Genomic DNA, 24,902 nt, shown 5'->3' with positions numbered 1-24,902 from the left:
CGATCATATGTCGTCATCAGGTCCGGCCGTTCCGGCTCCGTACGGGGTCAGGACGGCCTCCTGTATCCTCTGGTGCATGCCCGCCGACCCGCCAGCACCGATGGGCCAGGACATCGCACAGTCCTACCGGGGGCTGCTCACCGAGCGCATCGCACGCCAGCTGGAGCACGGCATCCGCTCCGGCGAGATCCAGGTGGGCTCCAAGCTTCCCTCCGAGCGTGAGCTGGCCGCCCAGTTCGGGGCCAGCCGCAACGTCGTACGCGAGGTGCTGCGCCGGCTGGAGGCCCAGCACCTGATCGAGGTGGCGCCGGGCCGTGGCTCGTTCGTCAGGGAGCAGACCTCCCAGCACGCCCGCCACTACGACGCCCTCTACCGCGCGGGCCGGCCGACGGTCCGCCAGCTCATCGAGGCGCGCATCCCGCTGGAGGTCGAGATCGTCGGGCTGGCGGCCGAGCGGGCCGACGAGGCGCAGCTCGCGGTCATCAAGCAGGCCAACGACGCGCTGCTCAAGGCCACCGACGTCGTCGACAAGGCCCATGCCGACCTCGACTTCCACGACGCGATCGCGCAGGCCAGCGGCAATCCGGTGCTGCGCATCATGCTGTCGTCGATCAGCGGCATGATGTTCGAGATGATGCTGCGCTCCCACTCCGACCCCGGCATCGGCGAGCCGGGCGTGCCGCACCACCCCGAGATCTACGCGGCGATCGCCGCCCGCGACGTCGAGCGGGCCCGCGACCACATGCGCGAGCATCTCACGCTGGGGCTGCGCACCTACGGCGCCGACCTCGACGTGAGCGTCGACGTGATGGCCAGGCAGCACATCGAGGCGCTGCTGAGCCAGGCCGCCCACCGCCGCTGACCTCCCCTGTCTCCCGTCACCGGGGGGTGGCGATCGGTGACGAGGGACTGCTATGGTCCGACTGGTCCTACCAGTTGGACCACGCAGAGGACGTACCGATGCAGAAAGCCGATCCATGAACGACCACCCCCTCAGCCGCCCTGTGAGCCGGCGGGCGTTCGGCAGGCTCGCCGCGGCGGCCGCCGTCTCCCTGGGCGGCACGGCGCTCGCGGGCTGCTCGTCCGGCGGCGGCAAGCCCTCGGCGAACACGCCGCTGCGCGTCATGGCGGTCAACCACGTCTGGTCGCAGGCCGTCGCGAAGCTGCTGCCCGAGTTCGAGGAGCGGATCGGGCGGCGGGTGTCGATGACGCTGCTCACCTCCGACCAGCTCGCCAACAGCTACAACGTCAAGCTCAACGCCTCGGCGGCCGACATCGACGTGATGATGGTCCGCGCGCTGCAGGAGCAGCTGCTCTTCGCGCACAACGACTGGCTGGCCGACCTCACCGGCCTGGTGACGGGCGACGCCGCCTTCGCCTGGAACGACTTCCTCCCGGCGACCCGCGAGCGCTCCGTCAGCGCGCGCAAGGTGCTGAGCGTCCCCGTGGTGACCGAGCGGCCCGCCCTCTACTACCGCAAGGACCTCACCTCACCGCCCGGGACGCTGGACGAGCTGATGGAGCAGGCGCTGCGCTTCGCCGGGCGCGGCGACGGGTTCTTCGGCTTCGTCGGCCGCGGCCAGCGCGCCGGCGCGGTCAGCATGTGGTCGAGCTTCCTGTACTCCTTCGGCGGCGACTTCACCGTCGACGGCCGCTCCGGCATCGCCACCCCCGAGGCCATCGCCGCGTACGAGTACTACGGCCGCCTGCTGGAGCAGGCCGGGCCGCCGGGAGCCACCAACATGAGCCTCGAACAGGCCATGCCGATCTTCGCCCAGGGCAAGGCGGCCTTCTACGTGGACGCCGACGCCATCTACACCAACTTCCTCGACCCCGAGATCTCGACCGTGCAGGACAAGGTCGGCTTCGCCCCCTTCCCCGCCGGGCCCGCCGGGGCGCGGCCGTTCAACATCCCGTCCTGGAGCCTCGGCGTCAGCCGGTTCTCCCGGCTGCGCGACGAGGCCTGGCAGTTCATCCGCTGGGCGGCAGGCCCCGAGATGGTCAGGCGCATGCAGGCCGACGGCATCCCCGGCGCCCGCCAGTCGGCCTGGTCCGACTCCGCCACGCTCGCCGCGTTCCCCGCCGACCTGGCCAAGGCCATGCGGCGGCAGGCGGAGATCGGGCTCGGCATCGACAGGCCCGACGTGCTGCAGGTGGGCAGGGCCCGCGACATCGTCGGCCGCCCGCTGGTGGCCGGCATCCTCGGCGAGCCGGTGGCGCCGGTCGCCCGGGAGGCGGACGCCGAGTTCGCCGACTTCCTCGTCCGCGACAACCGCCACAGGGAGGGCTGATGTCGGTCACCTCCGCCGCGGCACGCCGCCCCGCGACCGCTCGCGGCGCACGCCCGCAGCGCTCGTTCGAGCAGGCCAACCGGCGCCTGAAGTGGACGATGCTGACGCCGGCGCTCGCCTTCGTCGGCCTGATGATCGTCTTTCCGCTGATCTTCACGCTCAACCTGGCCTTCACCGACGCGTTCGGCGCGGTGAACGCCGGCAAGGGCTACGTCGGGCTGCGCAACTTCACCGACGCGCTCACCGACGTGCGCCGCTTCTGGCCGGCCGTCGGGCGCACCGCCGCCTTCACGGTGGGCGCGGTGATCATCGAGACCGTGCTCGGGCTGGCTCTTGCCATGCTGATGCGCAGGCCGTTCAGGGGCAGCAGGTGGGTGCGGACGATCCTCATCATCCCGCTGCTGACCACGCCGGTCGCGGTCGGCATCCTGTGGCTGCTCATCCTCGACCCCACCAACGGCATCGCCAACCACCTGCTGGCCTCCGTCGGGCTGCCGCCGCAGGAGTTCCTCGGCTCGGTCGGCCAGTCGCTGCCGGTCCTCATGCTGATCGACGTCTGGCAGTGGACGCCGATGATGACGCTGCTGCTGCTCGCCGGCCTCACCACGCTGCCGGCCGAGCCGGAGGAGGCCGCGCACGTGGACGGCGCGGGCCGCTGGCAGCGCTTCCGCTTCGTGGTGCTGCCGATGCTCTTCCCCACGCTGGCCACCGCCCTGATCCTGCGCGCCATCGACGCGCTGAAGACCTTCGACATCCTGTACGCCACCAAGGGGCCAGGCGGCGGCTCCGACTTCGAGGTCGAGACCCTCAACGTCTACGCCTACGGCCTGACCTTCGACTACCAGGAGTACGGCCTGGCCTCGGCCGTGCTGGTCCTGTTCACCCTCGCCATCGCCGGAGTGGTGGTCCTGCTCCGCCGCCGTCCGGGAAGGAAGTCCGCATGATCGCCGCCGGCTCCGGGCGCCGCGCCCTGCCGTGGCTGCGGGGCGCCCTCATCACGATCGTGTGCCTGATCTTCGTGCTGCCGATCGTGTGGTTGTTCGCCGCCGCGTTCAAGACGAACGTGCAGGTCACCGATCCCACGGTGGGCCTGATCTTCTCCCCCACGCTGGACAACTTCCGCAACGTCCTGGCCGACGGCGAGGTGGTGGCGGCGCTGCGCAACTCGCTGATCGTCGGCGTGGTCTCCACCGTGCTGTCGGCGATCATCGCGGTGCCCGCCGCGTGGGCGGTCGGCCGGTTCAGGATGCACCGCACCGGCTCGCTGGTGCTGGTCGCGCGGATCGTGCCGGCCATCTCGCTGCTGGTGCCCTGGTACTACCTGTTCGCGCAGGCCGGGCTGGTCGGCAGCTACACCGTGCTGGTGCTCAGCCACATGTTCGTCTCCGTGCCGCTGATCCTGTGGATCATGATCGGGTTCTTCGAGGGGCTGCCGATCGAGCTGGAGGAGGCCGCGCGTACCGACGGGCTGAGCGTCTTCGGCGCGTTCTGGCGCATCGCGCTGCCGCTGGCCGCGCCCGGCACCACCACCGCGTCGGTGCTGGCGTTCATCTTCAGCTGGAACAACTTCATGTTCGCGCTGATCTTCTCCGACGAGGACACCCAGACCGCGCCGGTGACCCTGTTCCACTTCATCTCCTACGCCAGCACCGACTGGGGCGGCCTGATGGCCGCCGCGTCCCTCATGACCGTGCCGGTCGTCATCGTCGCCGTGCTCGGGCAGAAGTACCTCGTCGCCGGGCTGACCGCCGGGGCCACCAAGGGCTGAGGCCCCCTCTTTCACGAAAGGCAGAGCATTGAAGATCGTCGACGCCAAGGTGGTCCTGACCAGCCCGGGCCGCAACTTCGTCACGCTGAGGATCGAGACCGACGAGGGCGTCACCGGCCTCGGCGACGCCACGCTCAACGGGCGCGAGCTCGCCGTCGTCAGCTACCTGACCGACCACGTCGTGCCGCTGCTGCTGGGCACCGACCCGCACCGCATCGAGGACACCTGGCAGTCGCTCTACCGGGGCGCGTACTGGCGGCGCGGTCCCGTCACGATGGCCGCCATCGCCGCCGTGGACGTCGCCCTGTGGGACATCAAGGCCAAGGTCGCCGGGCTGCCGCTCTACCAGCTGCTGGGCGGCGCGAGCAGGGAGCGGGTCCGCACCTACGGGCACGCCTCCGGCCGCGACCTGCCCGAGCTGTTCGACTCGATCAGGGCCCGCCTCGAACAGGGCTACCAGGCGATCCGCGTGCAGACCGGCGTACCGGGGCTCAAGCGGGTGTACGGCGTCCGGCACACCGTGGACACCGCCGCAGGGCCGCGTCCCGTGGTCGAGGACTGGGACACCGCCGCCTACCTGCGCAGCCTGCCCAAGGTCTTCGACGCCGTGCGACAGGAGTTCGGCCCCGACCTGCCGCTGCTGCACGACGCCCACCACCGCCTCACCCCCATGCAGGCGGCCCGGCTGGGCAAGGACCTGGAGCCGTACGACCTGTTCTGGCTGGAGGACTGCACGCCCGCCGAGAATCAGGAGGGCCTGCGGCTGGTGCGCTCCCACACCACGACGCCGCTGGCCATCGGTGAGGTCTTCAACACCGTCTACGACTACAGGACGCTGATCGGCGAGCAGCTCATCGACTACGTGCGCTCCGCCGTCACCCACTTCGGCGGCGTGTCACCGCTGCGCAAGCTGTTCGACTACGCCGCCCAATACCAGATCAAGACCGCCGTCCATGGGCCCGAGGACATCTCCCCCGTCGGCATGGCCGCCGCGATCCACCTGGACCTCGCCGTGCACAACTTCGGCATCCAGGAGTACGCCGGCTACACCGAGGCGACCGAGGCCGTCTTCCCGCACGCCTACACCTTCACCGACGGGCACCTGCACCCGGGCGAGGAGCCCGGGCTCGGCGTGAGCCTGGACGAGGAGCGGGCGGCGGCGCATCCGTACGAGGCGGCGTACCTGCCGATCAACCGGCTCCAGGACGGCACGATCCACGACTGGTGAGAGGATCAGGCAAGAACCGGCGAGGATCGATCTAGGGTTTCCCCTGGTCGCACCGCTTGAATGGAGTCATCCCAAGCAAGCGGTGAAAGGACCATCATGAAAGTCGCGATCGTCACGGGCGCCAGCTCCGGCATCGGCAGGAGCGCCGCGATCGAGCTCGCCAGGCGCGGCGCCGGCGTCGTCCTCACCTACGGCGGCAACGTCCAGGGCGGGCTCGACACCGTCGCCGCCATCGAGAAGGAGGGCGGCACCGCCGTCGCGCTGCCGCTCGACCTCGGCGACACGAGCACGTTCCCGGCCTTCCGCGAGAGCGTGGCCGCCGCGCTGCGCGACACGTGGGGCCGCGGCACGTTCGACGCGCTGGTGAACAACGCCGGTCAGGCCGAGGCGGCGCTGTTCGAGGACACCACCGAGGAGATGTTCGACCGGCTGACGCGGATCCTGCTCAAGGGCCCGTACTTCCTGACCCAGCAGCTGCTGCCCCTGCTCGCCGACGGCGGCGCGATCGTCAACACCGGCAGCAGCTCGACGGCGGCGGCCGGTCTCGAGCCCGGCTACTCGGTGTACGGCTCGATGAAGGGCGGCATCGACGTGCTGACCCGCTACATGGCCAAGGAGTTCAGCGTGCGCGGCATCAGGGTCAACTGCGTCTCCCCCGGCCCGACCCGTACCCGGTTCGCCGGCGACGCCTTCAGCCGCTTCCCCGAGCTGGCCGCGCCGCTCGCCGCGCGTACGGCCCTGGGCCGGATCGGCGAGCCCGGCGACATCGGCGCCATGATCGCCGCCCTTGCCTCCGAGGAGGGACGCTGGGTGACCGCGCAGGTCCTCGAGGTGTCGGGCGGATTCAACCTCTAGTAGATGCGGTACTTCTCGCCGCAGTTGTCGAACTTCCCGGCCCAGCAGGTGAAGGTGTAGACCTTCTTGATGCCCCGGCCGCTCCACGTGCCGACGACCTTGCCGTCCCACGCCTTGTTGAACTTGGTCCAGTGGCCGTTCTGGTACACCTCGAACCAGACCCAGCCCTTCTTGCCGCCGCGCTTGTCCACGCCGTACCACTTCGTGTAGACCTTGCCGTGCGACTTCCAGGTCTTGCCGAACGTGTACGCCTTGTGGTCGCTGGAGAAGACCTTCCCCCAGGACGTCCCGCCGGCGTGGGCCGTCGAGGCCTGGGCGGGGCTGCTCATCGCGAGGCCGGTGACGGCCATCGAACCGGCAAGGGCGGCGATCGCCAGGGTCTTACGCATTTCGGGTTCCTCCCCCGTCGTCGGTGTTCTTCGTTGACAGGGACATTACGGAGACCTGCGCGGATCAACTGTGGAGGAATCCACACAGCGCGTGTGATCGGCGCCACATGCCTTGTCCGGCTGGTCAGTGGCCTTGAGCACGGACGAGGACGTCGCCGGCGTCGGTGCGGTAGTACAGCACCGACCGCCCGGCGCGGCGGCGGCGGACCAGGCGGGCGTCGAGGAGCACCTTGAGGTGGCGGCCCACCGACCCCAGGCCCTGCCCGGTCAGCGCGACGAGCTGGGTGGTGCTCTTCGGGGTGGCGAGCAGCACCAGGACGGCGGCGCGGGCGGGCCCGAGCAGCCGCCCGAGCGCCTCGGGCACCGGATCGCCGTCCGGTTCGGCGAGGACGCCCGAGCACGGGTAGATGACGGCGTACGTGTGCGGCTCGTCCCACGTCACCCAAGCGCCACCCGGGGTGACGGGGACGAACAGCAGCCGCGCCCCCGACCGGATCGTCCTGGGCGGCCGGTCGTGAGCGTTGATCCGCAACCGTCCGTCGCCCAGCCACCGCATCCCGGGCCGCAGGTCGGCCAGTGCCGCGGCCCAGCCACCCTGGCCGAGCTGGGCCGTACGGGCGACGATGTCCGCCTCCATGACGCGGCGCCGCCGCACCCACTCGGGCTCGACGGCCCGCGCCCACACCCACTGCAGCAGGCCGGCCATGCGCTCGGCCAGATCGGTCCGGTCCAGCGCGGCCGGCAGCATGCCGTTCACCGCCACGGCCACGTCCGCCCTGGCGACATCCGGTGGGGTCCCACGCACGACGGCCAGCTCCTCGGCGAACGTCCGCGCCTCGGTGCTCGGGGGCGGGGCGCAGAAGTCCGCCATCCACGGCTGCTCGAGCGCACACCGTACGAGGAGTGCCGTGACGGGATCGAGCCGCTCGCGATAGGCAGGCAGGTGCTCGGCCAGCCACCGCCGCGCCGCCGGGTGGGTGGCCCGCCCCGAGGCGAGAAGGCACAGGCTCGCCACGGTCTCGGCCAGCGGCGACACCACGAACCTGCCCCCGGCCAACGTGTCAGCGTCAAGCTGCCACCACCCCACCGCCCCACCTCCCCGACCGAACACGCGGCCGACCCTCGTTCCACCTCCCCACAAGACCGCAACGACCGGCCGAGGGGGACCGTAGGCTGCCCGGCGTTTCGCCGCCCAGCGAAACCGTAAGCGGGGAGCACAGGCCGGCGGCCAACGTTTCGCCGCCCCGCGAAACTGTAACGCTCGCGCGAGCGGGGGCCGCAGGCTGCGCGGCATGCGTACTTATCGAGAACTGTTGCGCGCGCCCGAGTTCGCGCCGCTGTTCGCGGCGACCGCCGCGCACGTGGCGGCCTCGACGGTGAGCGGGCTTGCGCTCGGCGTGCTGGTCTACGGGGCGACGCGGTCGCCGCTGCTGGCCGCGCTCAGCATGTTCGGCCCGTCGCTGGCGCAGGTGATCGGCGCGGCGGCGCTGCTGTCGGCCGCCGACCGGCTGCCGCCCAGGGCCGCGCTGAGCGGGATCGCCCTGGTGTTCGGCGTGGGCACGGCGGTGCTGGCCGTCCCAGGGCTGCCGGTGGGGGCGCTGTTCGCGGTCGTGCTGGGGCTCGGGCTGGTCGCGTCGCTGAACGGCGGCGTGCGGTGGGGGCTGCTCAACGAGATCCTGCCGCGCGAGGGCTACCTGCTGGGCCGCTCGACGATGAACATGACCGCCGGTCTCCTGCAGATCTGCGGCTACGCGGTCGGCGGCGTGCTGGTGGCCGCCCTGTCGCCGCGCGGCGCGCTGCTGGCCGGGGCCGCGCTGTACCTGGCGGAGGCGGCCGTCGCCCGGTGGGGGCTCAGTGCCAGGCCGCCACGGGGCACGGGCCGTCCGTCGGTGACCGCGACCTGGCGGGCGAACGCGCGGCTGTGGTCGTCGGTGCCCCGCCGGTACGTGTTCCTCGCCCTGTGGGTGCCGAACGGGCTGATCGTCGGCTGCGAGTCGCTGTTCGTCCCTTACGCGCCCGAGCACGCCGGGCTGCTGTTCGCGGTCGCGGCGGCGGGCATGCTCGCGGGCGACGTCCTGGCCGGTCGTTTCGTCCCCGCCCGGTGGCGTGCCAGGCTCGGCGCCCCCATGCGCCTCCTGCTGGCCGCCCCTTATCTGGTCTTCGCGTTCCGTCCGGGCCTCACGGTCGCGGCGCTCGCGGTGGGCGTGGCCTCGGTGGGGTACGCCGCGAGCCTCCTGCTCCAGGAACGCCTGATGGCCCTGACCCCGGAGGAGCTGAGCGGCCACGCCCTCGGCCTGCACTCCTCGGGCACCCTCGCCATGCAGGGCGTCGGCGCCGCACTGGCGGGCGCGATCGCCCAGGTCACCTCGGCGACGACGGCCATGGCGGCGATGGCGGTCGTGTCGGTGGCGGTCACCCTGGCCCTGGCCGGCGGCCTCCGTCCGGCCCCTGCGACCATCGCGGCAGGGTGAGGGTCATGGTGGTGCCGCCCTCCGGTGGGGTGGTGGCGGTGAGGGTGCCGCCGTGGAGGCGGGCGTTCTCGGCGGCGATGGCCAGACCGAGGCCGCTGCCCTCGCTGCGGCTGCGCGCCGAGTCACCCTTGGTGAAGCGGTCGAAGACATGGGGCAGGAGGTCGGCGGGGATGCCGGGGCCGTCGTCGGTGACGATGACGGTCACCTGGCCGGGAGCCGACTCGACCCGTACGGTCACCGACACGTCGGGCCCGCCGTGCCGCAGCGCGTTGCCGACGAGGTTGGCGAGGACGACGTCCACGCGGCGCGGATCGAGCCGCACCCGCAGACCGGCCGGCAGGTCGGTGCGGACCTGCCCGTCCCAATGCCGCAGCGCCAGCGTCTTGCCGATCAGCTCGCCCAGGTCCACCTCGTCGAGGTGCAGCACGGCGGCGCCCGCATCGAAGCGGGAGACCTCGATGAGGTCCTCGATGAGGCGGGTGAGCTTGCGGGTCTCGTCGGAGACCAGGTGCAGCGCCTCGGCGGTGACCGGCGGCAGCCGTCCCGAGGCGGCGTCGGCGTCGAGCACGCCGGTTACCGCCGACATGGCGGCGAGCGGCGTACGCAGCTCGTGCGAGACGTCGGCGGCGAAGCGGCGGGCCCGCTCCTCCATCGCGCGCAGCGTGGCGGCGTCGGCCTGGAGCGTGGCCGCCATGCCGTTGAACGCCCGCCCCAGGTCGGCCAGCTCGTCGTCGCCGGTGACCGTGACGCGCGTGTCGAGCCCGCCCGCCGACATCCGTTCCGTGGCGGTACGCAGCCGGCGTACCGGCCGCAGCAACCGGCGGGCGGCGAGCAGCGCGGGGATGATCGAGGCCAGCGCGACGGGCACGGCGGCGGCGCGGGCGGCGGCGGCCAGGCCCTCGACGTCCTGCTGCTGGGAGGCGAGCGACATGGAGGCGTAGACGGTGAGCGGCGGCGGACCCTGGGGCCGGTCCGCCGCGGTGACCGGGACGGCGACGGCCAGCCACGGCGTCTCCCCGTGGTGGAACCGCTGGGCCAGCGCGGTCGCCGCCGTCGCCGCCTCGGCCCGCAGCGGCGCGGGCAGCGGCGGCGCCTCCCGTCCTGCGGCGACGAGCGCCCCGCCCCGGTACGACAGCGCCGTACGCCACCCGCGCGCCCCCGCCGCCCGGTCGAGCTGCACCGCCAGCGTCCGCAGATCCGCCGCCTTCGGCTCGGCCGGCAGGTCCGGCACCCGCGAGGCCAGGTGGGCGCGCAGCTCCTGCACCAGGTCGGCCTGGGCGCGCTCGGCGATCGCGTCCCGGCCCTGCCGGTAGGTCACGGCGGCGGCGGTCACCGCGCTGAGCGCCGAGACCAGCAGGAACGCCAGCACGAGCTGCGCGCGCAGGCCACGGGCGAGACGCGGGCGGATCACAGCGGCCCGAACCGGTAGCCGAACCCGCGTACCGTCTGGATGTAGCGGGGGCTGCGCGAATCGTCCTCGATCTTGGCCCGCAGCCGCATCACGCACGCGTCCACCAGCCGGTAGTCGCCGTGGAAGGCGTGCTCCCACACCTGTTCGAGCAGCTGCTGGCGGCTGAAGGTCTGCTCGGGCGCGGCCGACAGGAACAGCAGCAGCTTCAGCTCCGTCGGCGCCAGCGCCACCTCGGCGCCGTGCTTGAGCACCCGCAGCGCCACCCGGTCGATGAGCAGGTCGCCGTGCTCGGAGCGGGCGTTGCCGGTCGCGGCCTGCGTCGTACGCCGCAGCACCGCCCGCATCCTGGCCTCGATCACCTCGGTGCTGGCCGGCTTGATCACGTAGTCGTCGGCGCCGGCCTCCAGGCCCACCACCACGTCCACGTCGTCGTCACGGGCCGACAGGATCACGATGGGCACCTGGCTGAACGCCCGGATCCGCCGGCACGTCTCCAGCCCGCTCATGCCGGGCAGCATCAGGTCGAGCAGCACGATGTCGGGCGCGCTCGCGACCAGCTCGGCCAGCCCGTCCTCACCGGTGGCGACCAGCAGCGTCTCGTGCCCCTGGTGCCGCAGCCCGAGCCCCACACCACGCCGCACGGCCGGGTCGTCCTCGATCACCAGCACCCGAGTCACCACGCTCCCCCCGCCGTGCCGTTCCCGAACACCAGCATCCGCGTCACCACGTTCCTCCCGCCGCGCGGTTCCCGATCACCAGGGCGCCGGTCACGACGTCCCCCGCTCGCCGGCCGGGATCGCCGTGCCGTTCTCGTCGCATCGGACCTCCCACGGCCGGTCTCCCATGCCGGGCTCGTACACCTCGACGACGGGGTCACCGCCGGCGGCGGCCGTGCAGACGAGCTGGCTCACCGCCAGGTGCGGCAGGTCGCGTACCAGCCACGGCAGCCGCAGCTCCACCCGGCCGCCGGACGTCCTGGCGCGGACCTGCCCGTTCGTGGCGGGCACCTGGGAGGTCAGGCCGCGCGCCCGCTCGTCGGCGGTGGGGCCGCCGAGCAGCGCGTCCATCGCTTCCTGCACGCCACCGCCGGACCCTGCCGGACGCGACACCGGCCACGTGCCTTCGGTGGTGACGAAGTAGACCCGCATCAGCCGGCCGCTCTTCCCGGTCAGCCCGCCCTGGACCGGCTCGCCCGCGGGGCGCACGCCGGTGCCGGTGATCCCGCAGCCGGCCGCCAGCGCCGCCGCAGCGACGACGGCCGCGAGGCGGGCGGGCGTTCGCGGCATGTGTTCCCCTCTCATCCTTCGAGTCTGCTCACGTCGACGGTCCCCGCGCCGGGCTCCGGCTGGGGGATCGCCGCCCACACCGCCGCCGCGGCCGTGACGGCGGCGGCCAGTGCCGCCCAGCCGCGGCGGCCGGTGGTCCAGCGGGCGCGCCGGCGTACCGGATCCTCGACGACGGCCTTCGACACTACTGCAGCCGCCAGCGACAGCCCGGCGGCGACCGCCGTCCAGACCCAGCCGTCCAGCCACTCTTGACGGGGCAACAGCAGGTAGATCGGCCAGTGCCACAGGTACAGGCTGTAGGACAGCTCGCCGAGCCGGCGCGGCACGGCGCTGCCGGCCGCCCGGCCCGCCAGGCCGTCCGGCGCTCCGGCCAGCAGCACGATCAGCACGGCGCAGGCCAGCGAGTGGGCGAACATGCCGCCCTGGAACAGCCCAGGCGCCTGCTCCCCCGCCGTCACGACCCACGCGACGGCCAGCCCGCCGAGCAGCAGCGCGCACACCACGTCGACCCCCCTGCGCGGCAGGCGGGCCACGGCCTCGCGGACGGGCGCGGTCGCGGCGGCGGCGCCCAGCAGGAGGGCGAAGGCGCGGGTGTCGGTTCCCTCGTACGCACGCGTGGTGTCCACGGCCGCCCCGAACGTGACCATGAGCAGGAGCGACCCGAACGCACCGGCGAGCGTGACCACCGCGACCCGCCACCGCCCCTTCCCCAGCAGCGCCACGACCAGCGGCCAGACCAGGTAGAACTGCCACTCGACGGCGATGCTCCACAGGTGCGCGAACGGCCGGGTGCCGGAGGCGTTCCAGTAGCCGATCTGCTCGCCGATGTAGTGCCAGTTGACCACCTGCGCCAGCACCCACGGCGTGTCCTGCTGCACCGCCCTGAGCAGGTCGAGGCGTCCCACCGCCCAGGTGAGCAGCGGAACGACCACCACCAGAACGCCCAGCGCGGGCAGCAACCGGCGGGCCCGCCGCTCCCAGAACGCCCCCAGCCGGGGCCGCCCGGCCCCCTGCAACAGCAACCCGGTGATGAGGAACCCGGACAGCACGAAGAACAGGTCCACACCGAGAAACCCGCCACCCAGATGCCCGGCGTGAAACAGCAGCACGGCCACCACCGCGAACCCCCGCAATCCATCCAACGCACCGATGTGCGCCCGGCGCGCGATGGGTGCGGGATGGGAGGCGGCCGCGGTGGTGTGCCGGCGGCCGGGGGCGGGCGCGCCTTCAAGGGCGGGCGCGCCTTCGAAAGCGGGGGCGTCTTCAACGGCGGGCGCGTCTTCGGAAGCGGGCGCGCCTTCACGTGCCGTGTAGGGCATCAGCTGCAGCCGAGCTTGGTGAAGCGGTCGTCGCCGGTCCACGCCCCGGTGGCCCACTCGGCGGGTGCGGCCGGGGTGAAGCCGGCCAGCTCGCCGAGGCGCTTGGCGAACCAGGTGGCGAACGCGGCCGAGCCCTGCTGGCAGGAGTGGATGCCGTCCTTGGAGCGCTGGGCCTTGGCGGCGGCGTGGTCGGCGCCCCACAGCTCGGACGCGTCCAGGAAGCGGGCGTTGGTGCCGTCGGCGGCCTTGGCGGCCATCTTGGGAGCGCTCTTGATGGACGCCGCGTGCGGCTGGAAGAACTCGTCGATCTTGAACGGCGGCGCCGACACCAGCACCAGCCGGGCCCCGGCGTCCCCGGCCGTCCTGGCGAGCTTCCGGTAGGCGGTCAGCTGCTCGCGGGCGGTGCCCCAGTCGTACGTCGTGATCTGGTACGCGATCACGGTCGGCCGGAACGACGAGATGTGCTCCTTGAGCGCCTTCCAGGTGTCGCGAGCCGCCTTGGTGGTGACCGGATGGTCACCCGCGACGAGGTTGCCGCCGCCGTCCGACGTGGCGTTCTCGACCGTCACACCGGCGGCCTCCAGCGCCGCCCGCACGGCGGGAGCCTGCGCGCCCGCGATGGAGTCGCCCATCCAGAGCACCCGTACGCCGGTCTGGGAGGTGGCGGCGCTCTCGGCCCGGCCGGCCCGGTCGTCGGCCCGGTCGTCGGCCCGGTCGTCGGCCCGGTCGTCGGCTGAGGAGGCGGCGCCGCAGCCCCCGAGTACGGCGCCGGCGACCACGGCGAGGGCCAGACGTGCGAAGAGGTGAGAAGTGAGATCCATGGCCCTCAGGCAAACAGACGGATCACCGGCCGGGCCGCGTTGTCATCGTTCCATCACATAACGCGTGATCCGCCGTCACTTATGACAGACTCCGGCACCATGAGCGGTTTCGATCATGTCCGGCTCCGGCTCGACCGCGTCCGTGCGGCGGTGGGCGAGATCGACCCGGTGTTCCTGGACACGCCGGCCATGCCCTCCCCGTCGCTAAGCCGGGCGCTCGGCTGCTCGATGACGCTGAAGGTGGAGACGCTCAACCCCGTACGCAGCTTCAAGGGCCGCGGCACCGAGACGGTCGCCGCGGCGGCGGCGAGGGCGGGGGCGTCCCGGATGGTGTGCGCGAGCGCCGGCAACCTCGGCCAGGCCCTCGCCTACAGCGCCGCCCGCCGCGGGCTGGACGTCACCGTCGTCGCCGCCACCACCGCCAACCCGCTCAAACTCGCCCAGATCACGGCGCTCGGCGCCGACCTGCGGCTCACCGGCCAGGACATCGAGGACGCCAGGCTGCTCGCCCGCGAGATCGCCGAGACTGAGGACGCCTACTGGGTCGAGGACAGCCTCGACCTCGCCACCTGTGAGGGCGCCGCCACGATCGGCCTCGAACTCGTCCGCGACGACCCGGACCTCGACGTCCTCCTCGTGGCGCTCGGCGGCGGCGCGCTGGCCAGTGGCGTGGGCTACACCGTGCACGCCCTCGCCCCCGGCGCCGAGGTGATCGGCGTCCAGCCGTACGGCGCGCCCGCGATGTCCCTGTCGTGGCGGCGCGGGACGGTCGTCGAGACCGACCGCATCGACACGATCGCCGACGGCGTCGCCGGCCGCCGCCCGATCCCCGAGGTGCTGGACGATCTGCTCGTGGTCATGGACGACGTGCTGCTCGTCAGCGAGGACGCGATCAAGGCAGGCATGCGGGCCCTGTACGAGCACGCCGGCCTCGTCGCCGAACCCTCGGCCGCCCTCGGCATCGCCGCCCTCCTGGACCACCCGGCCCGCTTCACCGGCCGCCGCGTCACCACGGTCATCTGCGGCAGCAACACCTCCCCCACGGACTTCGCCCGCTGGGTCCTCGAACCCGCCGCGGACACCTTTCGCTGATCCGCTCACATGATGTCTCGCCGCAACGGGGCCGCGACGGCGATGGCGGCCGCGATCATGGCATAGCCGACCAAGACGCCACCACCGGCCGGCGCGGACAGCAGCTGGGCCGCAGAGGTGCCGGTCTGACTGGCCACGGCATCCGTCAGATAAGTGAAGCCGGTCAGCGCGGCAGTGGCGCCGCCCGGGAGATAGGGATAAAGCACTTTGATTCCCGGGACGAGCATCAACACGGTCTCGATCATGTAGAAGTAGGCGCCGACGACGACGAGGGCGGTCACCTGGTTGCGAAGCAGAGCGCCCACCGCCACGCCCAGCAGCGTGTAGACGGCCATGGTCAGCGCGATGCGGGCCAACAAGGCCGCGACCATGGCGGTCGGAAGACCAAGCGTGATGCCCTTGAGCATGACCGCCCCGAACAGAGCGCCGCCGGCCACGGCCGCGGCGATCGCGCCGTAGGCGAGCCCAGCCCCCGTGTAGACCCCCAGCTTGGCCACCAGCCAGGTCCAGCGTCTGGGAGCGAACAAGGTCGTGGTGGTGATGGTCCGGTGCCGATACTCCGAGGACACCGCGATGGCGCCCAGCAGAGCGGGGGCGAAGACGGTGAGGCCGAGCAGGCCCAGCAGCACGTGGGTGCCTTGGGCGGTGTCCAGTCCGGGCAGCGGAGGGGTGAAGTTCTCCGGCCCGACGAGGGCGAGCAGGCCCACGAGCGCTCCGCTGCCGAGCGCGGCCAGCAGACCCCACAGCCAGAGCCTGGTGCTGATCAGGCGCGTCCATTCAGCGGCGAGGAGCGCGGTCATCGGGAACCTCCGGTGAGGTGCAGGAACGCCTGTTCGAGAGTGGGGCGTTCGGGGGTGATCTCCTGCAGGGTGACGGCGTGGGAGGCGGCTGCGGTGGCGACCTCCGCGGCGCTGAGGCCGTGGATGCGCAGGAGGTCGGGTTGCGGATGTTCCACCCGGGTCCCGCGCTCCATCAGCCTGGCGGCGAGCAGGTCAGCTTGCGGGGAGCGGACCAGCACGACGGCTGTGCCGTACAAGCCGGTGATGGGTCCTGTGGTGACCAGCCGGCCGTCGCGGATCACCACCACATGGTCGGCCATGTGCTCGATCTCGCCGAGCACATGGCTGGAGATGAGGATGGTGCGGCCTTCGCCGGCCAGTTCGCGGACGAAGCGCCGTAGCCAGGCGATGCCTTCAGGGTCCAGGCCGTTGCTCGGTTCGTCCAGCAGCAGCACCGGGGGATCGCCGAGCAGCGCGGTGGCCAGGCTGAGGCGTTGCCGCATGCCGGTGGACAGGGTACGCGTGGGGCGATCGGCGAAGGCCGACACCCCGGTCACGTCGGCGACCTGCTTGACCCGGGACGTGCCGTACCGGCCCATGCGGGCGTAGACCCGCAGGTGGTCGCGGGCGGTGTGGGCGGGGTGGAAGCCCGCGCTGTCCAGCACGGCTCCAACGATGGCCGACGGGCGGGGCAGGTTCGCGTAGCGGCTGCCGCCGAACGTGGCGGTGCCGGAGGTCGGCGTGACCAGGCCCAGCATCATCCGCATGGTGGTGGTCTTGCCGGCGCCGTTCGGCCCCAGGAATCCGGTGACGTTCCCCGCTTCGGCCTCGAAACTGAGGTCGGTGACGGCGGTTATCGGCCCGAACGCCTTGGTCAGGCCATGTACCTCGATGTTCATGCCATCACCGCGATCAGCCGGCGCTGAAGCTGCTCGGCGTCCGGAACACTGAGGATCAGCTCGTCGTAGCCCGGCGCCCGGTTCTTCAGGGCGATCCGCAGGCCGGTGACCTCTCGTCGGGCGGCGACCAGACGCTTGACGCCGGTCAGGGACGTCCAGGTGCCGACCTTGATGACGCCGGAGACGAGCAGGCCGTGGTGCGTGCCCGTGGCAGCCGCGAGCGGCCGGTCGAGCAGGTGCACCTCGGCGATCTCCGCCAGCGGAACGCTCACCGCGCCGGTCCTGGTGAACAGCCGTGTCCACGGGGCGAAGCTGATGGTCAGCGTTTCCCGGTGAATCTCTACCTGCAGCATGACGTGTCCTCCATGACTATCTGTTCTATTAGTTGTATATCAGATAGAGTGATGGTGTGCAGCTGACCCTTGACCTCGACAGCGAGGTCCCGATCCACCAGCAGATCCGGGACCGGATCGTGGAGGCGATCGCCGAACGGCAGGCGCGAGAAGGCGGCCCGCTGCCCCCACGCGGCAACTCGCCGCGGATCTCGGCATCGACATCGATACCGTGAACAAGACCTACGACCTGCTACGACAGCAGGGCGTCATCCGGATCAACCGCAGGAGCGGCGCGGTCGTACGGCGCGATGCCGGCACCGGTCCGCCCGAGGCACCCTTCACCGACGACTGGGAGGAACACATGCGCGTGCTGCTGGCAGAAGCCACCGTCCACGGCATCGACCGGCAGGATGTGCTGCGCCGGTGCGAGGCTCTGGCGATCGCTTTCGAGGAGAGCGCGTGATCCCGCTCCTCGGCGCCGGCCTGATCCTCATCGCGCTGGTCACGTCCCTCATGCTGGCGCTTCCGGCGCTGGCCAGGCCCACACTGCCGTTCGGCGTACGCGTCGGCATCCAGCGGGTGGGCGATCCCGCCATCACCACTGCGCGGCGGTTCTACGCTCGCATGACCGGCCTGGTGGCCGCACTCGCCGCAGTGGTCTCGATCCTTGGACTGCTGATCACCGGATCTGCCGTCGCGATCGGCATCGCCACGACGGTGGTGATCGTCGTGGACCTGCTGTTGTTCTACCGCGCTCATCGCATGGTCCGCGCCGCCAAGCTCGCCGGCCGGTGGGCGGCCGAGCGGCGTCAGAGCGTCGCCGTGGACACCACCTTCCGCACCGACCCGGTCCGCGTGCCGTGGTCGTGGGGGTTGCCCGCTCTGTCCGTGCTGCTGCTCACCGCGGCCATCGGCTGGGCACGCTACGGCGGACTGCCCGCCACGCTGCCGTCATTTCTCGGGTACGGCACAGCCTCCGCCCAGCGTGAACCCACAACCGTGCTGCACGCCTTCCAACCGGTGATCCACCAGATCGTCGTCACCGTGACGGTCCTGGCCACAGTCCTGGCCGCGCTGCGCGCCCGCCCCGACCTCGATGCCGCCAGACCCCGAGGTTCAGCCCGCCGCTACCGCGTCTACCTGCGCGGCATCGCGGTGATGTCGTTGCTGTCCGCGGCCTGCCTGAACCTGGCTCTGTTCTTCGCGGCCCTGCAGCTGTGGGAGATCGTCACCCCCGCGATCGCCTGGCAGGTGGCCGTCTATGTCCCGCTCATCCTGCTGCTGGGCGGCTGGCTGATATGGGAGACCAAGGTGGGCCAGGCCGGGCACCGGCTCCCCGCCCTGCCAGGCGAGGAACTGGAGGACACCGGGGCCGGCCAGCGCGACGACGACCGCCACTGGTTCCTCGCCGGCACCGTCTACGTCAACCGCCGCGACCCGGCTCTGCTCGTGCACGCCCGTCTCGGCTCCTCCTCATGGACCCTTAATCTCGGCCATCCGATTGCCTGGCTCCTGCTCGGCGTCCTCGCTGTCGCCTTGATCGTGTTCGCGGGGCTGGCGCTGGCGGGCGTCGTTGATCTGCCGGAGAAGCACAGCCTCTTCTGATGATTCGCCGGTCCGGGCCTCCCTGCTGACGGGTGTCGGCGCTGGAGGGCGAGCGCCTGAAGCATCTGATCGGACGACGGTTACGGCCGCCTTCGTCGTGGGCTTCGTCTTCGGCTGCCGGTGCACAGTGGTGTCTTCGTCCGGGTGGTCGTCCACGTCAGCGGCGCAGCCACTCCTCGAGGAGGGCGGCCTCGGCCTTGGTGAGCGTGGACAGGGTTGGCAGCAGGGTGCGGAAGGTGGTCACCACGCCGGCCGGGTCGTCAGCGGGGGCGGGCTCGTCGGTGAGGATGGCGGCGGCGACGGCGTCGAAGGCGGCGTCGGACAACCGGAGGTCGCCCTGCTCGGGGGGCAGGCTCAGCAGCGTGTGGACGGTGCCGACGCCGGCCGCGTGGATGAGATGGACCGCGCGTTCCTCGCTCACCTTGAGCCGGCCCGCGGCGGCGATCGCGTGCACCCGCTCGGCCAGCACCCGCAGGCCCTCCGCCTGGGCCGGGGTGTCGCGCGGGCGGCTGAGCAGCAGCTTGAAGACGTGGGGGTTGGCCAGGCCGAAGCCGATCTGGGTGTCCCATCCGGCGCGCAGGTCGGCCACCGGGTCACCGGTGGGCGCGGTGGCCTGCTTGCCCGCCACGTGCTCGGCGAAGACGTGCTCGGCGGCGGCGTCCAGCAGGGCTTCCTTGTCGGGGAAGAAGCGGTAGAGGGCGGGCGGCTGCAGCCCGGCCTCCTGCGCCACGCGGCGGGTGGTCACCGCTCCCGGCCCGTGGTCGCGCAGCAGGCCGGCCGCCGTCGTCACGATGCGGTCGCGGGTGAGGTCTCGCCGCTGCTGGGTCTGCGCCATGCGAGCGATGATATCCGTACCACTGTTGTTGCCAATGGAAATATCAGTGTTAACGTTGTTCTCGTTCCACTGGAAACAGCCAGAACGGGAGTCCCTCCATGCTGATCGTCACGGGAGCCACCGGCCGCCTCGGGTCGAAGATCGTCAACCGCCTGCTGGAGCGCGTACCCGCGGAAAGGGTCGGGGTGAGCGTGCGGGACGTGCGCAAGGCCGCCGGCCTGGCCGCGCGGGGCGTACGTGTCCGGGCGGGCGACTTCACCGACCCCGCCACCCTTGAGCACGCGTTCGAGGGCGCCGAGCGCGTCCTGGTGATCTCCGCCGCCATCCGCGGCGACGCCGCCACGGCCGCCAACCTCGCCGCCGTCGACGCCGCCCGCGCGGCGGGCGTGCGGCGCATCCTCTACACCAGCCACCAGGCCGCCTCCCCCGGCTCGCTCTTCCCGCCGCAGAAGGTGCACGCGGCCACCGAGGAGCACCTCAAGCGGCAGGACATCCCCTTCACCGCCCTGCGCAACGGCTTCTACGCCTCCACCCTCGACCCCTACGTCGAGACGGCCCTCGAGACCGGCACGCTCGCCGTGCCGCAGGACGGCCCGGTGTCGTGGACCGCCCACGACGACCTGGCCGAGGCCGCCGCCCTCGCCCTGACCGAGGACGGCGCGTTCGACGGCATCACCCCGCCACTGACCGCCCCGCACACGCTGGACTTCGCCGACGTCGCCGCCATCGTCACCCGCATCACCGGCCGGCGCGTCGAGCGCGTCGTCGTGGACGACGAGGAGTGGGTGGCGGCGAGCGGGCTGCCCCGGCCGGTGGCGGAGTTCATGCTGACCATGTTCACGGCGTCCAGGAAGGGCGAGTTCGACGTGACCGGCCCGGCACTGGAGACCGCGATCGGCCGTCCGGCGACGTCCGTCGAGGAGGCGTTGCGGGCCGCTCTGAGCTCCCGCTGATCAGGCATCCGGGCAGACGGCGTCCGGCAGGTCGCGGGGCAGGCCGCGCCGCTCCTCGTCGTCGAGGTCGCGGCCGAGTACGCCGCACAGGTGGGAGCTCCACGACTCCGGGTCGAGCCGAATCACATCGATGTACTCGCCGCGGTCGCGCAGCAGCGCCCTCCCCTCGTCGGCCGACGCCCTGAACGCCTGCTTGCCGGCGAAGGAGTAGGAGGTGACGTCGACCTCGCCGGAACCGTTCACCCGCAGGAAGCGGACGGAACGTCCGAAAGCCAGGAAGAAGCCCGGATCGCCGTCGCCGTCCGGCCGCAGCACCCCGAGCTGGGATGTGCCGGCCTCCAGGGGCCCGAGCCCGCCGAAGATCTTGCGGGCACGCCGGCGGTCGGCGACCGACCACAGCTCGATCACCCCTCCGCTGGTCAGCACCATGGCGTAGCGTCCGCTGGGCTCGACCGTCGCGGTGACCAGGTCCTCTCCCAGGCGGATCCGCCGGTCGGGGTCCTCCGTGCCGGTCGCCAGGCGGACGGTGCGCAGGGTGTGGGCGGCGACGTCGGTGACCTGGACGTGGCCCGGCTCGTAGGACGACTGCACAAAGAAGCCGCCGAGGTCCTTGAAGGTGTCGCGGAGGTCGAAGGACTCGGACAGGCGGCGGCCGTCGCGGGCGTTCCAATGCTCGACCAGGCTGCCGGAGACCGTCACCAGCTCGTCGTCGGAGGTGAAGAAGAACGTCACCGGTTTCTCGTCGCGGCGAGCGGTGAACGCGCTCACCACCCGCAGGCCGGGCAGGGCGTACACGGTGATGTCCGCCGAGCCGGACACGTCGGCGACCAGCGTCTGCGACCGGTTGACGGCCAGCATGTGGTCCTTGGCGGCGGGCACGGGAGGGATGGGCGCGGTGCCGAGCGTCCGCCCTTCGCCTTCGACCTCTTGGACGACCAGCCGGTCCGCGGTCCCGCTCTTGGCTGCGCCGGCCCGGACCACGATGGCGCGACCGCCCTTGAGCAGCACCGGCGGGTTGTACGCGCCCAGCCCGGCGTCCTCGTGCAGCCGCTGGCCCGTCACGGCGGCCTGGGTGCGCTCGACGACGACGGGGGCGTCCGGCGGGCCGAGCAGCGGGCCTACCTTGCCGAGGGAGGAGATGTTCGGCCCGGTGAACCGTCGCGGGGGCGTGCCGGCGCTGAGGATCACCCACGCGCCGCTCCCCTCGTTGACCGCGACGCGATCGCCGGTCGCCGAGACGGCGGGCTGGTGACACACGCTGTAGGAGGCGGTGGAGACGTAGCGGATCAGTTCCCGCCTGTCGGCGACGCGGACGACCCGGTATACAGCCTTGTCGGCGTCGTACGGCTTCCTGCACACGGCCACCACGCTCCCGTCGGCCGAGACCGCGAAATCCTGATCACCCGCCGAGAGCCTGCCGCGTCCCTCCGGCCTGCGTACGGCTCCGCTGCGCAGGTCGAGCACCACCAGAGGGTCGCCGTCCCGCAACAGCGCACCGACGAGCGTGTGCTCGTCCGGGCCGAACCACAGCTGCCGAAGTGCGGGAAGGCGTGTCTCCTGGAGTCGCCGGGTCGCCAGGTCCCACACCTTCACCCGGCCATCGGAGTCCACGGTGGCGACCCGCCTGCCGCTCGGCGAGAAGGACACGATGCTGTGGCTGCCGTCCCTCCCCCCGAGGGTGAACTTCGCCAACCCGGCGCCGGGAAGCCGCTGCGCCGACCCCAGCACGATGTCGCGCCCGGTGAGGCGCACGTCGTGCCACTGCAGCGCGCCGGCGCCGTCCACCATGTACGCGATGCGCCTCCCGTCTCTGCTGACCAGCGGAAAGGTCAGGTTCCCCGGCAGGCCGAGATGCCGGCGCAGGACCTTGCCCCCGGCCTGATGGTGGAACAACGTCCCACGGCCGCCCGCGGAGACGCCGAACAGCAGGGAGCCGTCGGCGCTCACGGCCGTGTTCATGATCTGCCCCTGGAACCCCGACAGCATCCACGCGGTTTCCTTGAGCGCCTCGTAGCGCTGCAGCAGCGCGCTCACCGCCTCCTGCGTGGGCGCGACCCGGTAGGCGGCGATCGCCGCCAGGGCCGCCCGGCCCGGATCCTCCTCGACCATGTCCTCGATGGAGCTCGCCAGCACCCGTGACGTGTTCTCCTTCGCCCGTTCCGCGCTGACCTGTCCCTGGACGAGGCCGAAGGTGCCGAGAGCGACGATCAGCACGATCACCACTGCCCCCGAGATCCACGCCGCATGCGTCCTGCGCCGCATCGAGCGGAGCGCCTCACGGGACAGGGCCACGAACCGCCGCTGCTCCTGCGTCAGGTCGCCTTCCCGGCCGCCCGTCCACTGGTCGGTCGCGGTCAGCTGCGCGGCGGTCAGCAGCGGCCCGCCGCGTTCATGGCGGCGCAGGTCCTGCTCCAACTCGGCCTGCCCGATGAGGAACCTGCGGTCCTCGTCCACCTGGTCGCGCAGCGCGGGCCAGGCGGTGATCAGCGTCTCGTGGGCGAGTTCGGCGCTCTCCTGCTCGCCCTCGCCGCCGTGCAGCACCAGCAGCCGCGCGGCGGCCAGCTCGGTCACGATCTCCCACTGCCGCGCGTCCACCTCGTCGCGGGTGAGGCGGCGGCGCAGCAGAATCCCGCCGTCGGGGAGCATGCGGACGAGCTTGGTGAGCAGCCGCCGCGCCGCCTCCTCGTGTTCCTTCCTGCCGTCGAACAGCCGTTTCCAGGTCCGCTCCGCGTGCTGCCGCAGCGCGCCGGAGACGCCGCCGAGCTGCTCGTACGCCGCGTTCCGCAGGTGGCCGCTGTCCTGCCGGTCCCACAGCTGCTCCAGGACGAACCCCAGCAGCGGCAGGATGCCGGGCTCGTCGCCGGAGTCCTTGAGCATGCGGCTGACCAGGCCCGGTTCGTATGCCACGGCGGGCAGCCGGTCCACCGGCTTGGTGATCACCTCTTCAAGCTGGCCGGCGGACATGGGGGCGAGCGGCACCGTACGGCCGCCGAGCAGCGCGGAGCCAAGCCGGGGATGCCGCAGGACCGCGTCCACCAGGTCGGAGCGGAGCGTGACGAGCACCCGTACGCCGCCGGCCCTGGCGAACAGCACGTCGGTCAGCTCGTCGATCTCGGCCGGGGTGCGGTCGAGCAGCGCCTCGGCCTGGTCGAGGACGATGATCAGGTCCCCGGCCTTCCCTCGGACGCGGTGCAAGGTGTCGCCGAGCCCGTGGTCCCTGAGCCAGCCCTCGATCTCGCCGGCCGCGTGGGCGCCTCCGGCGGACAGCTCCGTGGCCAGCACGAACCGCATCGAGGAGATGTCCCCGGCGTTGAACACCAGCGTCTCGTACCCGTTCGCCCGGACCCTGGGCACCACGCCGGCGCGGGCCAGCGAGGACTTGCCGCAGCCAGACGGGCCGTAGACCGTCACCGTGCGGGAGGCGTACAGGGCGGTGATGACGGCGTCGATGTCCTCCTCACGGCCGAAGAAGACGTCGGCGTCGCCCTCCTGGTACGGCTTCAGGCCGCGGAACGGCGAGGGCGGGCGGATGACCGGGCCGAGCGCGGGCAGCTCGCGAACGATGGTCCTGGTGCGCACCGCGTACGCCTGCTGCGTCTCCCCCACCGGCTGGGCGGCCACCACGAGGCCGACCACCGCGTTGAGGGTGTCGTCCCAGACGGGGCTGCCGCTGAACCCGGGCCTGACGTGCACGCTCTGCCCGGTGGCCCGCGCCAGCTCCATCCAGCCCTCACCCGTGGGGCCGCCGAGCCGGCCCTCGAACCAGGTGCCGCCCGGCGCGTCGCGCGGAAACCCCACCACGCGCACCCGGCCGCCGCGTACGCCGTCGGGCTCGGCCATGGGCAGCGGCCGGGCGCCGGGGACGGGCTCGCGCAGGCGGAGTACGGCGAGGTCACCGGTGCGCTCGGCCCTGACCGGCACCCAGCTCTCGACCACGGCCTCCCACTTCGGCCGGGGGCCGCCGTCCGGCGGGGGCTCGGAGAGCGGGAATCCCAGCACGACCGGAGTGCCCTCCGCGAGGCTCTCCGACCTCGGCCTCCGCAGCGCGTCCGACACCACGTGGGCGCAGGTCAGCACCAGGTCGGGGGCGACGAGAAAGCCGGCGCCGCCCTCTTCGCCGACCTGGACGACCGCCGCGGCCAACGTGTCGTACAGGCTGCCCAACCATGCCGTATCACTCATCCGGTGCCTCCGGCCGCTCACCGCGTCTCCAGGTCAGGCTCACGGAGAAGTTGGCCTCGGTCGCCGTACTCGCAATCACGACATCCGCCTCGGCCGACAGCGACACCCCGAATTCCAGCACCATTTCGTCCGGCGGATTCTCCAGCCTTTGGAACCGCGTGACGAAACTGTCTGCGACCGGCCGCACGGTGTCGAGCATCCGCCCGAGCGAGCGCCCCGCCCGCTGCACGGCGCCGTCACCTCTGCCCACTCGGACGAGCGCCTCGTCCACCTCCCTGACCTGCACCCGGACCACGTCATCGCCAACGGGGACTTCCACCGTGTGCACAGGACGAACACTCACAGCATCCTCCAGCCGCCGGGGCCACACTTGTTTCACATGA

At 72.1% G+C, this 24,902-nt stretch carries 25 protein-coding genes; 12 read left to right on the top strand and 13 right to left on the bottom strand.

Annotated elements, in window-relative coordinates:
• The first annotated feature begins 76 nt into the window (after positions 1-76).
• The 6 genes from AB0K28_RS20950 (at position 77) to AB0K28_RS20925 (ending at position 6,142) form a co-directional block, all read left to right on the top strand.
• Positions 77-862: a FadR/GntR family transcriptional regulator gene (locus tag AB0K28_RS20950; RefSeq protein WP_345405610.1), complete on the top strand. Its 786-nt coding sequence runs from the start codon at positions 77-79 to the stop codon at positions 860-862.
• A 115-nt stretch (positions 863-977) separates the two neighbouring features.
• Positions 978-2,291 carry a sugar ABC transporter substrate-binding protein gene (locus AB0K28_RS20945; protein ID WP_364372351.1) on the top strand — a complete coding sequence of 438 codons (1,314 nt, stop codon included), beginning with the start codon at positions 978-980 and terminating at the stop codon, positions 2,289-2,291.
• Positions 2,291-3,235 carry a sugar ABC transporter permease gene (locus AB0K28_RS20940; protein ID WP_364372348.1) on the top strand — a complete coding sequence of 315 codons (945 nt, stop codon included), beginning with the start codon at positions 2,291-2,293 and terminating at the stop codon, positions 3,233-3,235. The genes AB0K28_RS20945 and AB0K28_RS20940 overlap by 1 nt, the downstream gene beginning before the upstream one ends.
• Positions 3,232-4,059 (top strand): carbohydrate ABC transporter permease, encoded by an 828-nt coding sequence (locus tag AB0K28_RS20935; RefSeq protein WP_345405598.1) that lies wholly within the window; start codon positions 3,232-3,234, stop codon positions 4,057-4,059. The genes AB0K28_RS20940 and AB0K28_RS20935 overlap by 4 nt, the downstream gene beginning before the upstream one ends.
• 28 nt (positions 4,060-4,087) lie before the next feature.
• Positions 4,088-5,287, top strand: a complete 1,200-nt coding sequence (gene manD / locus AB0K28_RS20930) for a D-mannonate dehydratase ManD (protein ID WP_364372345.1) — start codon at positions 4,088-4,090, stop codon at positions 5,285-5,287.
• 96 nt (positions 5,288-5,383) lie between these two features.
• Positions 5,384-6,142, top strand: a complete 759-nt coding sequence (locus AB0K28_RS20925; protein ID WP_364372342.1) for an SDR family oxidoreductase — start codon at positions 5,384-5,386, stop codon at positions 6,140-6,142.
• On the opposite strand, the gene AB0K28_RS20920 is transcribed toward AB0K28_RS20925, so the two are convergent.
• Positions 6,139-6,531, bottom strand: coding sequence for a hypothetical protein (locus AB0K28_RS20920; RefSeq protein WP_345405589.1), 393 nt, complete (start codon positions 6,529-6,531; stop codon positions 6,139-6,141). The two genes, AB0K28_RS20925 and AB0K28_RS20920, sit on opposite strands and share 4 nt — an antisense overlap.
• Before the next feature lie 124 nt (positions 6,532-6,655).
• Entirely contained in the window at positions 6,656-7,588 is a 933-nt protein-coding gene (locus AB0K28_RS20915) for a transcriptional regulator (RefSeq protein WP_364372339.1), read from the bottom strand.
• Between the two features lie 235 nt (positions 7,589-7,823).
• On the opposite strand from AB0K28_RS20915, the gene AB0K28_RS20910 reads away from it, so the two are divergent.
• A complete protein-coding gene (locus AB0K28_RS20910) occupies positions 7,824-9,002 on the top strand; it encodes an MFS transporter (RefSeq protein WP_364372336.1) in 1,179 nt (392 codons plus the stop codon).
• Here the strand turns inward: AB0K28_RS20910 and AB0K28_RS20905 are convergent.
• The 5 genes from AB0K28_RS20905 to AB0K28_RS20885 form a co-directional block, all read right to left on the bottom strand.
• The gene (locus AB0K28_RS20905) at positions 8,944-10,413 is read right to left on the bottom strand and encodes a HAMP domain-containing sensor histidine kinase (RefSeq protein WP_364372333.1); all 1,470 of its coding nucleotides are present in this window, start codon (positions 10,411-10,413) and stop codon (positions 8,944-8,946) included. The genes AB0K28_RS20910 and AB0K28_RS20905 overlap by 59 nt on opposite strands.
• Positions 10,410-11,090, bottom strand: a complete 681-nt coding sequence (locus AB0K28_RS20900; RefSeq protein ID WP_345405577.1) for a response regulator transcription factor — start codon at positions 11,088-11,090, stop codon at positions 10,410-10,412. The genes AB0K28_RS20905 and AB0K28_RS20900 overlap by 4 nt, the downstream gene beginning before the upstream one ends.
• Positions 11,091-11,180: 90 nt before the next feature.
• Positions 11,181-11,699 (bottom strand): hypothetical protein, encoded by a 519-nt coding sequence (locus tag AB0K28_RS20895; protein WP_364372329.1) that lies wholly within the window; start codon positions 11,697-11,699, stop codon positions 11,181-11,183.
• 11 nt (positions 11,700-11,710) lie between these two features.
• Positions 11,711-12,850 (bottom strand): acyltransferase, encoded by a 1,140-nt coding sequence (locus AB0K28_RS20890; protein WP_364372553.1) that lies wholly within the window; start codon positions 12,848-12,850, stop codon positions 11,711-11,713.
• Positions 12,851-13,017: 167 nt separating this feature from the next.
• Entirely contained in the window at positions 13,018-13,839 is an 822-nt protein-coding gene (locus AB0K28_RS20885; RefSeq protein WP_364372326.1) for an SGNH/GDSL hydrolase family protein, read from the bottom strand.
• A gap of 99 nt (positions 13,840-13,938) precedes the next feature.
• Between AB0K28_RS20885 and AB0K28_RS20880 the strand changes: the two genes are divergently transcribed.
• A complete protein-coding gene (locus AB0K28_RS20880; protein WP_364372324.1) occupies positions 13,939-14,931 on the top strand; it encodes a pyridoxal-phosphate dependent enzyme in 993 nt (330 codons plus the stop codon).
• 5 nt (positions 14,932-14,936) lie between these two features.
• On the opposite strand, the gene AB0K28_RS20875 is transcribed toward AB0K28_RS20880, so the two are convergent.
• Genes AB0K28_RS20875 through AB0K28_RS20865 form a run of 3 tightly spaced genes read right to left on the bottom strand, consistent with a single transcriptional unit; the run spans position 14,937 to position 16,962 of the window.
• Positions 14,937-15,731, bottom strand: coding sequence for an ABC transporter permease (locus tag AB0K28_RS20875; RefSeq protein ID WP_364372323.1), 795 nt, complete (start codon positions 15,729-15,731; stop codon positions 14,937-14,939).
• Positions 15,728-16,609 carry an ATP-binding cassette domain-containing protein gene (locus AB0K28_RS20870; protein WP_364372320.1) on the bottom strand — a complete coding sequence of 294 codons (882 nt, stop codon included), beginning with the start codon at positions 16,607-16,609 and terminating at the stop codon, positions 15,728-15,730. The genes AB0K28_RS20875 and AB0K28_RS20870 overlap by 4 nt, the downstream gene beginning before the upstream one ends.
• Positions 16,606-16,962, bottom strand: coding sequence for a hypothetical protein (locus tag AB0K28_RS20865; RefSeq protein WP_345405555.1), 357 nt, complete (start codon positions 16,960-16,962; stop codon positions 16,606-16,608). Before AB0K28_RS20865 ends, AB0K28_RS20870 begins: the two co-directional genes overlap by 4 nt.
• Before the next feature lie 56 nt (positions 16,963-17,018).
• Between AB0K28_RS20865 and AB0K28_RS20860 the strand changes: the two genes are divergently transcribed.
• From AB0K28_RS20860 to AB0K28_RS20850, 3 genes are read left to right on the top strand one after another with little or no spacing between them, the layout of a single operon-like run.
• Positions 17,019-17,177 (top strand): hypothetical protein, encoded by a 159-nt coding sequence (locus AB0K28_RS20860; protein WP_364372317.1) that lies wholly within the window; start codon positions 17,019-17,021, stop codon positions 17,175-17,177.
• Positions 17,174-17,407 carry a hypothetical protein gene (locus tag AB0K28_RS20855; protein ID WP_364372314.1) on the top strand — a complete coding sequence of 78 codons (234 nt, stop codon included), beginning with the start codon at positions 17,174-17,176 and terminating at the stop codon, positions 17,405-17,407. The genes AB0K28_RS20860 and AB0K28_RS20855 overlap by 4 nt, the downstream gene beginning before the upstream one ends.
• Positions 17,404-18,549 (top strand): hypothetical protein, encoded by a 1,146-nt coding sequence (locus AB0K28_RS20850; RefSeq protein ID WP_364372311.1) that lies wholly within the window; start codon positions 17,404-17,406, stop codon positions 18,547-18,549. Before AB0K28_RS20855 ends, AB0K28_RS20850 begins: the two co-directional genes overlap by 4 nt.
• A gap of 157 nt (positions 18,550-18,706) precedes the next feature.
• Here the strand turns inward: AB0K28_RS20850 and AB0K28_RS20845 are convergent, their stop codons facing one another.
• Positions 18,707-19,384 (bottom strand): TetR/AcrR family transcriptional regulator, encoded by a 678-nt coding sequence (locus tag AB0K28_RS20845; protein ID WP_364372308.1) that lies wholly within the window; start codon positions 19,382-19,384, stop codon positions 18,707-18,709.
• Between the two features lie 98 nt (positions 19,385-19,482).
• Between AB0K28_RS20845 and AB0K28_RS20840 the strand changes: the two genes are divergently transcribed.
• Positions 19,483-20,337, top strand: coding sequence for an NAD(P)H-binding protein (locus tag AB0K28_RS20840; protein WP_364372305.1), 855 nt, complete (start codon positions 19,483-19,485; stop codon positions 20,335-20,337).
• Here the strand turns inward: AB0K28_RS20840 and AB0K28_RS20835 are convergent, their stop codons facing one another.
• Positions 20,338-24,519, bottom strand: a complete 4,182-nt coding sequence (locus tag AB0K28_RS20835; protein ID WP_364372302.1) for a trypsin-like peptidase domain-containing protein — start codon at positions 24,517-24,519, stop codon at positions 20,338-20,340.
• A complete protein-coding gene (locus tag AB0K28_RS20830; protein WP_364372299.1) occupies positions 24,512-24,847 on the bottom strand; it encodes a CU044_2847 family protein in 336 nt (111 codons plus the stop codon). Before AB0K28_RS20830 ends, AB0K28_RS20835 begins: the two co-directional genes overlap by 8 nt.
• Positions 24,848-24,902 lie beyond the last annotated feature (55 nt).

It is taken from the genome of Nonomuraea sp. NPDC049504 (assembly GCF_040676845.1).
Lineage (GTDB): Bacteria > Actinomycetota > Actinomycetes > Streptosporangiales > Streptosporangiaceae > Nonomuraea > Nonomuraea salmonea.
This window is presented reverse-complemented; position numbering and strand designations above follow the sequence as displayed.